Annotated in this window: 12 protein-coding genes; 5 read left to right on the top strand and 7 right to left on the bottom strand. The window is 50.1% G+C overall.

Annotated features, from left to right (window positions below):
* Positions 1-17: 17 nt before the first annotated feature.
* Positions 18-926 carry a cytochrome c gene (locus tag ACN0YN_RS03635; RefSeq protein WP_417383628.1) on the bottom strand — a complete coding sequence of 303 codons (909 nt, stop codon included), beginning with the start codon at positions 924-926 and terminating at the stop codon, positions 18-20.
* 145 nt (positions 927-1,071) lie between these two features.
* Here ACN0YN_RS03635 and ACN0YN_RS03630 point away from each other — a divergent pair, with 145 nt between their 5' ends.
* Entirely contained in the window at positions 1,072-1,404 is a 333-nt protein-coding gene (locus ACN0YN_RS03630; protein ID WP_417383627.1) for a TfoX/Sxy family protein, read from the top strand.
* 22 nt (positions 1,405-1,426) lie between these two features.
* Here the strand turns inward: ACN0YN_RS03630 and ACN0YN_RS03625 are convergent, their stop codons facing one another.
* The 6 genes from ACN0YN_RS03625 to ACN0YN_RS03600 all read right to left on the bottom strand — a co-directional run bounded on the left by ACN0YN_RS03625 (position 1,427) and on the right by ACN0YN_RS03600 (position 7,830).
* On the bottom strand, positions 1,427-1,831 hold the full coding sequence (locus tag ACN0YN_RS03625) for a hypothetical protein (RefSeq protein WP_417383626.1): 405 nt from the start codon (positions 1,829-1,831) through the stop codon (positions 1,427-1,429).
* Between the two features lie 186 nt (positions 1,832-2,017).
* Positions 2,018-3,094: a lactonase family protein gene (locus tag ACN0YN_RS03620; protein ID WP_417383625.1), complete on the bottom strand. Its 1,077-nt coding sequence runs from the start codon at positions 3,092-3,094 to the stop codon at positions 2,018-2,020.
* A 79-nt stretch (positions 3,095-3,173) separates the two neighbouring features.
* Positions 3,174-3,926: a hypothetical protein gene (locus ACN0YN_RS03615; RefSeq protein WP_417383624.1), complete on the bottom strand. Its 753-nt coding sequence runs from the start codon at positions 3,924-3,926 to the stop codon at positions 3,174-3,176.
* Between the two features lie 27 nt (positions 3,927-3,953).
* Positions 3,954-4,475, bottom strand: a complete 522-nt coding sequence (locus ACN0YN_RS03610; RefSeq protein WP_417383623.1) for an RNA polymerase sigma factor — start codon at positions 4,473-4,475, stop codon at positions 3,954-3,956.
* A gap of 156 nt (positions 4,476-4,631) precedes the next feature.
* A complete protein-coding gene (menC, locus tag ACN0YN_RS03605) occupies positions 4,632-5,744 on the bottom strand; it encodes an o-succinylbenzoate synthase (RefSeq protein ID WP_417383622.1) in 1,113 nt (370 codons plus the stop codon).
* Positions 5,745-5,811: 67 nt separating this feature from the next.
* Positions 5,812-7,830: an Hsp70 family protein gene (locus ACN0YN_RS03600; RefSeq protein ID WP_417383621.1), complete on the bottom strand. Its 2,019-nt coding sequence runs from the start codon at positions 7,828-7,830 to the stop codon at positions 5,812-5,814.
* A 172-nt stretch (positions 7,831-8,002) separates the two neighbouring features.
* Here ACN0YN_RS03600 and ACN0YN_RS03595 point away from each other — a divergent pair, with 172 nt between their 5' ends.
* The 4 genes from ACN0YN_RS03595 (at position 8,003) to gnd (ending at position 13,469) form a co-directional block, all read left to right on the top strand.
* Positions 8,003-9,220, top strand: a complete 1,218-nt coding sequence (locus ACN0YN_RS03595) for a hypothetical protein (RefSeq protein WP_417383620.1) — start codon at positions 8,003-8,005, stop codon at positions 9,218-9,220.
* Between the two features lie 457 nt (positions 9,221-9,677).
* Positions 9,678-10,964 carry a diphosphate--fructose-6-phosphate 1-phosphotransferase gene (locus ACN0YN_RS03590; RefSeq protein WP_417383619.1) on the top strand — a complete coding sequence of 429 codons (1,287 nt, stop codon included), beginning with the start codon at positions 9,678-9,680 and terminating at the stop codon, positions 10,962-10,964.
* Positions 10,965-11,061: 97 nt separating this feature from the next.
* Positions 11,062-11,946 (top strand): HAD family hydrolase, encoded by an 885-nt coding sequence (locus ACN0YN_RS03585; RefSeq protein WP_417383618.1) that lies wholly within the window; start codon positions 11,062-11,064, stop codon positions 11,944-11,946.
* An 86-nt stretch (positions 11,947-12,032) separates the two neighbouring features.
* Entirely contained in the window at positions 12,033-13,469 is a 1,437-nt protein-coding gene (gnd, locus tag ACN0YN_RS03580) for a decarboxylating NADP(+)-dependent phosphogluconate dehydrogenase (protein WP_417383617.1), read from the top strand.
* The last annotated feature ends 273 nt before the right edge of the window (positions 13,470-13,742 follow it).

Here is a 13,742-nt window from a genome sequence, read left to right as displayed (position 1 = left end):
GAAGAGTGAGAGTTTATTCAGTCCCGGTAGGCTTTGTGACAGCGTTTGCATTGTGACTTTAAGGCTTTCATCCCTGCGCTGAAGGCCTTTTGATTTCCTTTTTGCAGGGCCTCTTCCAGAGTCTGAACCTGCTGCTCTGATTCTGTGAGCCATTTTTTGAACATCTCATCATAGTCATCCGAGTATTTCCGAGCGGTTTCGTGTAATCCTTCACGCAGCAGAACTAATACCCGTAATCTTTCCTTCGTATCTTCCGGCTTACTCTGCTGTAACTGATCTGAGAGTTCAAAATCATGACTGATCTGTGCCATCGCAGTCACCATGGGAGGGACTTTTGCCGTTTCTACCAGTTCAGGCAGGATGGCACGGGCATCGGGTACCTTAAAGTTCTTTACGTCTTTCCAGAGCCCGGTGTAATCCTTGCTTGTCCCTGCCTGTGTCAGAAATTCCAGTGCACTTTTCTGATCGAAACTGCCTCGACAGAGCCCGACCACGGCTGCTGCCGTCGGCCCGCGATGTTTGCCGTGATGACAGTGAATATAAACCGGTCCTTTCAAATCCCGTGCAACGCGCGCAAATGCGAGACCGGCGTCCTCGGAAACACCATCATATCCAATCGGGATATGAATATACTTCATTCCTGCTTTTTTCGCGTGTTCCAGATCAGGCGGCATTCCATCGACACTGACAATGGTTTTGATCCCCAGTTTTTTGAGAGCCTGAAAACTTTGCTCCCCATGCGGGCCACTTCCCGAATAAAACTGCTTGTCGATCTGAAAGACGTTATCCAGTCCGGGAAGACTCATTGAATGAAACGGTACGGGTTGTGTTTCCGTTTTGGGTTCTGCTTTCTCATTCTGAGCAGCCGCTGTTCCAATAAAAAATCCCACTCCCACCAGACAGACCAGAAGCAGTAACCGTTTCAATACCATTGCAGTCCTCTCACTTTTATACTCTCAGCAGAAACTGATACACTTTCAAACAGGTATCAGAACATTGACTACTTTTAGTTTGTTCAGTTTTCTGATAAAAAGAAAGCCGCTGAGAAAAAAATCCTGTGGGGAGACTCAAATGGCGTACGATGAAGATCTGGCTCAAAGAGTTCGCCTGCTGTTGAAACGCCGCAAAGGCTTTTCAGAACGGAAGATGTTTGGCGGAATCTGCTTTATGTTACACGGAAATATGTGCTGCGGTGTCACTCGGGAACGACTGATGCTGAGACTGGGCGAGCAGGGTGCGCACAAAGCGTTGCAGGAACCGAATACTCGCGAGATGGACTTCACAGGCAAGCCGCTCAAGAGCATGATCTACGTAGAGCAGGCAGGTTTTGAAGCAGAAGAGGATCTCAAATACTGGATCAATCGCGCTGTGAAGTTTGCACAGTCGCTTCCTGCCAAAGAGTGAATTAACTTCAGTCGATCAAATCTCAGTATTCGGTTCCGTACCAGTAACCATAAAAGTGGTACGGATCATAGTAGAAGCCGGAAGACTGCTGTATGATCTGAGCATAACTGGGCAACGGGCTGACCTGAACATAAACAGTCGGCCTGCCAGGTGTAATTCCCATCGCTTTACGGGCACTGATACGCTGCATCCGCTGCTGTGCCTGTAGAAACGCTCTTTGCTGAATCAGTTTCTGACTGACAGACATGCGCTGATATGCCGGCCCGGTAGATTCAGTCGACGGAACTTTCGTTACGTTAACCTTACTCTTTTGTGAGTCAGTTGAGACATGATCGGAGCTGATCTGCAGCGGTGTCTGTTCCTGACCGTAAGAGGATACGATGAAGAGTTGAGTCAGAATTAAAGAGAATATAGAAAAGCGCATCATGAGCCTCTCTCTTCACAGGAACAGAAAAAGTCGATGAATCAATCACGTAGCGACATAAACGCTGCGCAGAGACGAACCCCACAAATGAGTCCATTCAATCGAATTCATCGACTTACCCTGGAACTGTACTGAACAATTTCCCTCAAATCCTGCCAACAGACTTAATTTTGAAGTTAATTTTGCGGATCAGGGAAACTTTACGATCTCTACCCAGGAAGGAGATTTGCCTACCTCATACGTCGCAAATCGTTCCAGAGTTCCATCTTCAGGCGAGATTTTGTACGCAGCCAGTTTGCCGCTTTTCTGGCCCGCTGCATACAGGAAGCGGCCCGTGGGATCGATGTTGAATGATCGTGGCGTATCTTCCGTAGCAGCCTGACCGATGGACGTTAATCGCCCTGTCTTCTGATCGACGGCGAAACAGGCAATGCTGTTATGTCCTCGATTCGACGCGTATAAATAGTCTCCAGACGGGGAGAGTTCGATGTCGGCACAGGTATTTTTCCCATTAAAATCTGCGGGCAACGTTGAAACGGTTTGAAACGCTGACAGCGTTCCATTTTCTGCGTTCAATTTGTACGCAGTTACTGAGCTTCCTTTTTCATTATCGAAATAAATGAAACGGTTATCCTGGGAGATCGCCAGGTGACGGGGCTCCAGGTCAGGTGCCGCCGCGAGCTTAGGCGGAGTATTGGCTTTCAGGACTCCCTGTTTTTCATCCCAGACAAACTGATAGATCGCATTCGGTCCGGTATGGGGAACGAACACAAACTGATTTTTCTGATCAGGTAATATCGCATGTGCATTTTTTTCTGTTGGAATAGTCTGCAGAATCTCTTCCAGGATCTCCCCCTGTTTTCCCAGGCGATGGACGGCGACTTTTCCTTCGCCATAATACGCTGAAAACAGATAACCGCCTGATTTATCAGTCGCGATATAAGCAGCATTCCCTCCTGCCGGGATGCTGGAAATAAGTTTCAGTTTTCCGGTTTGGGGATCGATGGAGAAACTCATGAATTTGGATGCGGTCCGGACGGAGGCAAACAGATATTTCTTTTGCGGATCAACTTCCAGGCAACCGGGGCCTCCCTCCAGGGAAACATCTTCCAGATGAGTCAGTGCCCCAGTCTCTTCATTGAGCTGATAGATGGCTATTTTTTTCTCTCCCCCCAGAGAGATATAGGCATAACTTCCCGCTTCACAGGGAACATTCGAGAACATACAGACCCCCATCAACAGACAACACTGAAGTAAACCGCGCATGATTGCCCCTTGTAGAAAATGTTTGCGTCAGATCAGCAAAGATAACTCTCTATCAGTAGAGCCGGTCGGGGTTCTGATTTCAAGCGGTAGCGGATTGCAGGGCGCGACCTAAGGCTTCCAGCTCTCGCGCGCCGCCAAATACAATGCACACATAAACCTGGTCATTCTCGATCCATCTGACAGTGGCATAATTCCCCTTATCTAACTGGGAATATTCAACCTGACCTGGATTGAAAGCGGTTTGTGTCGGGAGGGGAGAGACCTGTGAGGCGGGAATCTGCAGTAGAGCGCCAAAAACAGACCGGTTATTTCCGGTACGGAGCCGAAAAAATCGAGCGGCCGTATCCTGGGTACCCGAAGTTCCCGCAGTGACGCCATACGTCTTATTGTAGACAGTGAAATGTCCCCGGGAATTCCAGCCTCCCTGAGCAGGCAGACGGGACGGAAAATGCTGATCGAATTCCGGCAACAGACGACTGTCCAGATTGAGTTCCGGACCGAAGCGGGCCAGAGCAATCACCGGCTGCTGCGAAGCCCAGAGATAGGTCAGCACTGCTGCCAGCATAAGACAGGCTGAGAGCCCGGCCAGAATGTTCGGATTATGCAGGAACCGTTTACGGGTAGATTCGATCTGCGGGTGACTGGCAATTTCAGTCGATTCATGATCAGCAAGCGACTTCAGTAACCTGTCTCGCAGCCCCTCCGGGACACTGACATCAAACAGAGTCCGGTTCAACTGCGCGTCAAAAGCCGGATCAGCAGCGATACGACCTGAATCAGTATTTTCTGATTCAGGAAAGCCTGATGATCTGGATGGTTCTGACGTGTTCATAATGAAGCCAAATTTCCGCTGTAATATTTAAGTGTGTATTGCAGTGACGTCTCGTAATGGTTCTGAAAACCGTTCCTGTAAAAATGATTTTGCCCGCGACAGCCGACTCATCACGGTTCCCACTGGAATGGACAATTCGGAAGAGATTTCTTTGTAAGACCGCTCTTCAAAATAATACATCAATAAAGGAACCCGAAATTCTTCGGTCAGTTCGTCCAGAGCTTTCTGTAACTCTTGTGATGTCAGTTCCGGCGTTGTTGTATCTTCCGAAGCCAGATCAAACGTCAGACTCAAGGACACGGAGTTTTTCTTTTGTGATACTTTTTTCAGAAACAGATTTCTCAAAATCGTACAAAGCCAGGACCGGGCCAGCTTCGGATCACGCAACTGAGACAATTTTTTCTGGGCGATCAAATAGGTCTGCTGTGTCAGATCTTCCGCATCGGCGCTTTCACCAGACAACCGGTACGCATAACGAAACAGCAGTTGATAGTATTCATCAACCAGTCTTGTCAGTTCATCTGCATTGTTATGATTCGATAATGACATAACCTGACTCTCTAAGTAGAAAGATACTGATACACCACAGGTTATTCCCCAATAAGGTCATTTTATTGAATTATTTCCTGATTTTCGGCTGCCTTTTATCCCGAGAGCGAACTCACACTATGAACATTTGACAATAGATCTGACGAAATGTCCATTTCAAGAGCTGATAATTTTTTTCTGGATGGTCAGTGACTGCAATCTCCCACTGTCCGGATCAGGCAGTTCTGTAAACGCCTTGACGCCTGGAACTCCCTCATTCGTTACTGACAACGAAAGAGGGACCTCAGCCATATCTTCACGGTAATACTTTTCGCTGGGGAAAATATCTGCGGGGTAGGTAAAGTTATCCAGCATGGCCAGAGCGGCACAATGGGAAGCTCCCGTGGCACTTTCCAGCATGCCTCCTACCCAGCAGGGAATGCCTGCCTGCTGACACAGATCGTGAATCTTGACGGCATTCGTCAGTCCGCCAACCCGTCCCGGTTTGACATTCACATACTGACAGCTTTTTAAGTCAACCGCCTGTTGTGCCCGATACGGATGCGTAATACTTTCATCCAGACAGACCGGCGTCTGAATCTGCTTCTGCAGTTCACGGTGATCGGTGAGATCGTCATGCTGCAGTGGCTGCTCAATCATCGCCAGCTGAAATTCATCAATCGCCTGGAACAGACCAACATCACTCAGCCGATAGCCGCTGTTACAGTCAATGTGAAATGTGTCATCCGGAAAAGCAGTTCGTACTGCCTGCAACATCGGCACATCCCAGCCCGGTCGGAATTTGAGTTTGATGCGGGGAAATTTTTCAGCAACCGCGGTCCCCACGGCTTCAATCAGATCATCCAGGTGATCCATCACACCAAAATCAGCGCCCACAGGAACTTCATCACGTGTCGCCCCCAGAGCCTTGTGCAGGGGTATGCCGGAAATGCGGCTGTGCAGACTCCACCAGGCATTATCCAGAGCAGCTTTGGCAAATGAATTCCCTTTGTAGAGTGACAGCGTTTCCTGCAGCGCATCGCCACTTTCAAATTCATGACCAATTACAGCCGGTGCCAGCCATTCCGATACGGTATGAAATACGCCGCCGGCCCATTCCGGACTGTAGCAGGGAGCTGCCAGCGGAGTACTTTCACCCCAGCCTTCCACGGATCCACTGATCATGCGGCACAAGACAGAATGGATGGCAGCATCTTCGCCATAAGCGGTCCGCCAGGGATAAATCAGTGGCATCGCCACATGATACAATTCAATCCGTTCAATTTTCATCTGAGTTCTTGCATCCTAAGTTGTTAATTGAGTTCTGGAATCACCAATGTCGGAAATCAGACCGGTCTCAGGCATCTTCAAGCAGATCCCAGAATTCGTCCTCTGCGGCATCAATTTGACTGGTTGACTTCGACTGTGTTTGACTCTTTCCCGGCGGTCTGTTTGTTGCAGGTCGTCGATTGTCTGCTTTCTGTTTCCGGGCAGCCTGAGGAGCATTCTGTTTTCCCCTTTGCGGCGTCTGCTGGCCTCTCGTTTTTTTCTGTGTACGCGGCTGTCGCGATGACAGAGCCCCTTTGGCATGTTTTTCAGGAGTCGGACAATCGGCAGCGGGTGCCCCCAGTTGCGGTTCACCGCACTGATTACAGAGCGGCACCGGACGCTCTGAACTGTCCAGTCCTCTGGTAGCCGGCTTGGGGCGCGGGGGAATGGGCTGCGATTCGGGAACCGGCCGCTTCTGCTGCGGCTGATTGATGGATTCGGCCTGATCCAGAATATCGTCCAGTAACAACGGTTCCGCAGCGGCCGCTGGAGTTTGAGCTGCAGGAGATCCCTGTGTTGCACCCTCGGGAGCCTGCTGCACCAGATTCTGTTCACGGGTAATTTCTATCTTCGCTTCTTTTCCGCTTGTGCAGTCCCTGGCGGAAACATGCACCCGCGCTTCAGCGTCGTATTCCATTAAGACTTCAATTTTTGAATCCACGGGTAAATTGGCAGGGAGGCCATCAACCACACAGTTCCCCAGTATCACAAAGGGTTCATCCTGAGAGGCACCACTTTCGATCAGCTTCAGATGGACGCGCCGCTGATTGGGGGAAACGGTTCCATACGTATGCTTGACCGAAGCAGGAAGCTGGGAGTTCGCAGGCAGAATATAATGGGGGATACGCTGCTGCCCGGACTGATCTCGTACCAGGAAACCCAGCGAACGGGCATTCACACTGTGTTGCTTGATTTTTGCCAGGCGACTGGCGGCTTCTGATGTCAGAATCGATTCAGCATATTCACGGTTACTCAACAACATCCCGGAGTAATAGGCGGCACCATGCGCAATGGACTGATCGGGAGGCAGGGACAGATTCGGCGTAGTTCCGCTTGCCTGCTTTAAGGCGTCGCGAACCATAGGCATCCGGGATGATCCACCAGTCGTCAGAACGACATCCACATGAGCCCAGCCCATGCCGTTGTCTTTCAGTAATGCCCTGGTGATGCTAGTGGTCTGATCGACCAGTCCTTTGGTCAGCTGCTCGAACTGTGACTGTGTCACCTGATACGTTTTGCGCTGCGAACCTACCTGACAGGCCAGCGTTGTTTTGGGACGGACGGTCAGACTGCGTTTGGCCTGTTCCACTTCATTCGCCAGATACTGCAGACTTTCCGGATCATTCGCAGGATTGACACCAAACTCAGTTAGAAACTGTTCCGCGATCGCTGCCTGCAGTTTACTGTTCCAGTCGATCCCCCCCAGCTTGAGATCTCCGCCACTGGCGATGACATTGACTTCATCTTTCTGATATTTGACCAGTGAAAGATCAAACGTACCGCCTCCCAGATCGTAAACGAGAATGCGCTGCTCTTCGGCGAGTTCGGCAAACCACATTCCTTCTGATCCCAGCACGTAGCATAAGGCAGCCGCCACAGGTTCATTAATCAGATCGACCTGTTTCAGTCCCGCCTGTTTCCCGGCAGCAATCGTTTCCTGCCGCTGGAGATCACTGAACTGTGCGGGCACCGTAATGACGGCTGACTCGATGGGTCCGATTCGTTCTTCCGCAGCCGACAGCAGCTTTTTTAATACAAACGCAGAAATATCCCGCGGAGTAAAATAGCGACCATCAATTTCCCAGCGGAAATTCGGTTTTCCCAGATAACGCTTGGCGTGCTGGACCACATTGCGGGGATTGACAATCGCGTGCCGCAATGCCTCCGTGCCGACAATCACCTCTGCACCATCAAACAAGGCAACGGAAGGAGTAGAAAGTTCTCCTTCCTGATTGGGAATCGTAACCGGCTCCCCATGCTCATTGAGATGCGCAATACAGGAATATGTAGTTCCCAAATCGATTCCAACTGCCTGTATTTTCTGCATAAAGCACTGACTCTCTTTACATTAGACTATCGCATCTCGGATAGATAAAATAGGACAGGAAAGACCCGTATTTATATGGTATCATGGAACCCGGCCACACTCCAGCACCTGATTCCGGTTTTTCAACCGGCTTTGACTGTAATCATTTTGACCAGAGGGAAAGTATCAATCTGTGAGAAAGTTGACCAGCTCTCCATTCTGGCTGATCGTCTGCCTGATGCTGTTTTTGTTCGGAACCGCAGAAAGTCAGAAGGGATACGCCAATCAGAATCCTGAAGAGTCCCCCGTTCTGCTTAATCGGGAAACCCCACGCTACCTCTCAGAACGAAGTTTTCGGCAGGCGCTGACACAACCATTCTCAGCCTCCTGGTCCAATGTGGGAATCCGAGCCATCGTCCAGAGAATCAGGGAGACACAAAACATCTCTATCATCCTGGATCGACGGATTGATCCTTCCCGTAAACTGAAAATCGACCTTCAGAACCAGACACTGGAAGAAGGGCTGACTCAAATCGCAGAACTGGTACAAGCCAGATGCATTACGGTCGGCAGTAATATTTTTATTGGCCCGGAGAAGGCTGTTTCAGATCTGAATACACTCCTTCAACTGAAATCAGACACACTTCACGAGTTGGCCGATTCTCAGAAAGAGCTCAAATCACGGGTACTTCAGCTTTCCAGAAGTCAGACCTTTCATTTTCAAGACCTGGATACGCCGACTGAAATCCTGAAGCAAATCTCCGAAGCCTGCCAGCTCACAATCGACAATCAACAACTGATTCCCCACGATCTGTGGTCGAATTTCTCTCTGGTCTCCGTGAATGCCAATGAATCGCTGTCACTGATCCTGATTCAATTCGATCTGACGTACGACTGGGCAGGGGAGGCAACCAGCATTCGAATCACAGCGATTCCGGACAAAGTTCAGATCGAAAAAACATACCCCCTGCGAGGCAAATCGATTGAAGCGGTTACCAGACAACTGAAGGAGCAGTTTCCGGGTCTAGAACTGACCAGCTCAGGAAAACTTCTCTCCGTGCAGGCTACGATGGACGTTCATGAACAGATTGAGCAACTGTTGAATCCTCAAAAAGGAGCGAAGCCTGTTCGCCCCGGGACTGGAGAGACTGTACCTCTCAGCAGGAGGAAGTTCACTCTGCGGGTCAAAAAAGTCCCGGTACTGGCGATCATGCAGAAACTGGAGCAGTCGGGAATCGAGTTCGAATATGACAAACAGGAACTCGCCAAAGCAGGCATCGACCTGCTGAAACCGATCGATGTTGCGGTTGTCGATGCGGACGCCGCGGAGTTTTGCGACGCGTTATTCAGCTCATATAAGCTGGACTATGAGATACAGGGGATCAAAATCACTTTGACTCCACAGAAATAGTGAACCCACGGAGATTGTCCGGGGCATTTATTTAACTTTCATAGCCAAACTTTCCCGGAACTTTCTGCTTTGGCAGCATGGCGATACTTTGAATTAGAGCACAAAATCGGGTAATATCCCGACTGAGTGAGTTGATACAAGTCTTTGTGAGTCTGTAAATCAAAATCACCCACACTGAACATAGGCTATTTCCTGCCAACTCAGGCAACGAAATTATTTACGGTAAACTGTTAATGAATAACACTTTATCAACAATAGCCTTCTAATAATCGCCCTGGACCTTGTGGGAAGCGTTCGAACTCGCCCGAATTGATTCATACATACCGGTCTCGGTACTGAATTCAGATCTGGTTCATTACAGAGAGACAAGGGCCCCAAAGTAACAGAGGGATATGTTCTGTACCCCCGTGGGTCACAAAGCATCTCAAAATAGACAACAATAGAGTGAGGAGAAAACGTGGCAAGTCCTAAGAATATGATTGTGGCACAGTCTGGTGGACCTTCACCAGTCATCAATAACAGTCTGAGAGGGTTGGTCGAAACAGCCCGGGATCTCCCGGAAATCGGCACGATCTACGCAGGCTGGCATGGAATTGAAGGGGTTCTGAAAGAAGAACTACTCAATTTAAGCGGTCAGTCACCAGAAGAAATTGCCCTGTTAAGAGTCACACCTGCCGCTGGTTCAGTTGGAACCTGTCGCTATAAACTCAAAGATCACCAGAACGAAGACTTTGACCGGATCGTCGAAGTATTTAAAGCCCATAACATCGGCTATTTCTGCTATATCGGCGGAAATGACTCGATGGACACCGCGAACAAAGTCGCCCAGATGGCAACCGAACGGGGTGTGGATGTCGTCGGTATCGGCGTTCCCAAAACCATCGACAACGATGTGGGAGACAGCGAATTCAAACTGATCGACCATACTCCCGGTTACGGCAGTACCGCCCGTTACTGGATGAGCATGGTCCAGATGGCCAACGAAGAAAACCGCGGAAGCTGTCCTGCTGACCCGGTGCTGGTTCTGCAGGCCATGGGACGGAAAATCGGCTTCATTCCCGCCGCTGCCCGTCTGGCTGATCCGCAACGCAAAATTCCGATGCAGATTTATCTTGCAGAGAACCCGGTCAGCATTGAGCAGATTCATGCCCAGGTCAACGACCAGTTGAAGAAAGACGGCCGCCTGATCGTGGTTGTCAGTGAAGGTCTCTCTCTGGGTGACATCGGTGAAACCAAAGATTCCTTCGGGCACACGCAGTTCAGCTCTAGCCAGCTGACTGTTGCACAGCTGCTCGTCAACGAATTAAATCAGCGTGGACTGGCTGTCAAAGGTTCTGCCCGGGCTAATATCCCCGGCACCGACCAGCGTCATAATATTGCCTATGCTTCCACGGTCGACCTCGACGAAGCCTACGGAGCAGGGCAGAAAGCCGCTTTACTGGCTGCTGCCGGCGAGTCAGGTTTCATGTCCACAATCCTGCGGGCAGAAGGACCTGGTTACAATGTCCGTTACGACAAAGTGCCTTTGCCTGAAGTGGCCAACAGCGAACGCACCTTCCCGAAAAACTGGATCACTGCAGACGGGATGGACGTGACTGACGACTTCGTCAAGTACTGTAAGCCACTGGTTGGCAACGACTGGCCCAGCATCCCCATGATCAATGGCCGGATGCGACTGGCTCAGTTACAGCCACTGTTCTCGGATCAGAAATTACCGAAATACGTACCGCAGGCTGACAGATAAATCGAACATCTGTCAGCATGAACTTTGACCGCCTGTTTGGCGGTCAATTATATTAAATCACAGTATCAGACTTTTAATAAACAATTGGGAGAAGATTGTGTCGGATAATCCGTTGGACACCAGCTTTGAAAAAAAGAGTGAGTTTTTGATCGGCATTGACTCAGATGGTTGTGCTTTTGATTCCATGGAAATTAAACACAAAGAGTGTTTTATTCCTAACTTCATCAACTACTTTGGTCTGCAGCCCATTTCGAAATATGCCCGGGAAGCAGCTGAATTCACGAACCTGTACTCTAAATGGCGCGGTGCCAACCGGTTTATCTCCTACACCCTGGCGCTGGACCTGCTGGAAGAACGCCCGGAAGTCATCGCTCGTAACGTGAAGATTCCCCGGCTGCAGGGAGTCCGCGAATGGATTGAACGGGAAACCAAGCTGGGCAATCCCACTCTGGCTGCTGAAGTGGAAAAAACCAGTGATCCAGACCTGGAACTGGCTTTGAAATGGTCATTGGCCGTCAATGAAATGATCGCTGATATGGTTCACGACGTGCCTCCTTATCCGAACGTCAGAGAGAGCCTGATCAAGCTGGACCCTGTCGCCGACATGATCGTCTGCTCGGCAACTCCCAACGAAGCACTCAACAAAGAGTGGCAAGAACATGACATCGCTCAGTACGTGGATGCGATCTGCGGTCAGGAAGCAGGCAGCAAAAAAGAAACTCTGGGACAGGCCAAAGCCTGCGGATACGACTCAGACAAAGTACTGATGATCGGCGATGCTCCCGGCGACATGAAAGCAGCAGAAGCTGTCGGCGCTCTGTTCTATCCGATTAACCCCGGTGCAGAAGAAGCCAGTTGGGAACGCTTCATCGGCGAAGCCTGTGATAAGTTCCTCAATGGCGAGTTTGCCGGTGAATATCAGCAGAAAATCATCGCGGAATTCGACAGTTATCTTCCCGAGTTACCTCCCTGGAAACGATAACAGGTCCCTGGTCGTTTTCTCTGGAAACATCGGAAACGAATCTCATTTATTAACCACAATACATCAGAAGTGAACGAGAATTTACAATGTCAAAACATGATATCGGCCTGGTAGGTCTGGCAGTGATGGGACAGAACCTGGTTCTGAATATGGCTAATCATGGCTATTCAGTAGGTGTTTTTAACCGGACCACCAGCGTGACTGACGAATTTGTCAGCAGCAAAACCGACGAGCAGAACATCACAGGCTACCATACTCTGAAAGAACTGGTCGACAACCTGGCCACCCCCCGTAAAGTCATGCTGATGGTCAAAGCAGGTCCTGCCGTTGACGCCATCATTGACGATCTGAAAGGCCTGCTCAGCCCTGGTGACATCATTATTGACGGTGGAAATACCCACTTCGACGATACCAATCGTCGTACCAAAGAAGTCGAAGATGCCGGCCTCCTGTTTATCGGAACCGGTGTTTCCGGCGGTGAAGAGGGTGCTCTGAAAGGCCCCAGTATTATGCCCGGTGGTTCTCCCGCTGGCTGGCCACACGTCAAATCGATTCTGCAGGATATCTCCGCCAAAGTAGGCGAAAACAACGACATTCCCTGCTGCGAATGGGTCGGCGAAGCGGGTGCAGGACACTATGTCAAAATGGTCCACAACGGGATCGAATACGGCGACATGCAGTTGATCTGTGAATCCTACTACATTCTTAAACACGCTCTGGGACTGACCAACCAGGAATTGTACAAAGTGTTTGATGAATGGAATCAGGGTGAGCTGGAAAGCTACCTGATCGAAATCACCCGTGACATTTTCACCGTGATTGACGAAGAAACCGGCGAGTACCTGGTCGATGAAATTCTCGACACAGCTGCTCAGAAGGGAACCGGAAAGTGGATGAGCCAGCATGCTCTGGACCTGGGTGTTCCCACCACTCTGATTACCGAAGCCGTTTATGCCCGCTGCCTGTCAGCACAGAAAGAAGCACGTGTACGGGCTTCAAAAATTCTGAGCGGTCCGGACAAAAAATTTGAAGGGGACCGGGATCAGTTCATCGAAGACGTACGCCAGGCACTGTATGCATCGAAATTATGCAGCTACGCTCAGGGTTACGTCCAACTGAATGCTGCCGCCGAACACTTCGGCTGGAACCTGAATAACGGCGATATCGCGCTCTTGTGGCGTGGCGGATGTATTATTCGTTCCACCTTCCTGCAGGACATCAAAGCAGCTTTTGACAAGAATCCGGAGCTGGAAAACCTGCTGCTGGACGACTTCTTCCGCAATGCCGTTGAAAAAGCGCAACCCAGTTGGAGACGTGTTGTCGCAGCTGCTGTAGAACTCGGACTCCCCGTTCCCAGCTTTACTGCTGCTTTAAGCTACTTTGACGGCTATCGTCAGGCCCGTCTGCCAGCCAACCTGCTGCAGGCCCAGCGTGATTACTTCGGTGCTCACACTTACCAGCGAACGGACAAGGAAGGCACCTTCCACACCGACTGGATTCGTGAACGCCGTCTGGATTCGTAATCCCCTGACAGAATCTGTGACCGATAGCGATCAGATTTGATTGTAGTCAGCTTGCATTTCTGCCCGTTAATCAGGTATCACAACTTGATTAACGGGCACATTTTACAGAGACTGGAACGCGTCACATTTTACTATAGCGTGTTTCAACCTGCTCTACTCGGCCCAAATGGCCTTGAAGACGCTACAGTAAACCTGGACACAGCCTATTGGTCTGATGCAGCATGCTGTTTGTCTGACTGACTGAACCAGGCTCAGACAGGTCGACGACGAAAT

It is taken from the genome of Gimesia sp. (genome assembly GCF_048260065.1).
GTDB lineage: Bacteria > Planctomycetota > Planctomycetia > Planctomycetales > Planctomycetaceae > Gimesia.
The sequence above is the reverse complement of the archived record's forward strand: the minus strand, read 5'-3'. Positions and strand labels throughout refer to the sequence as shown.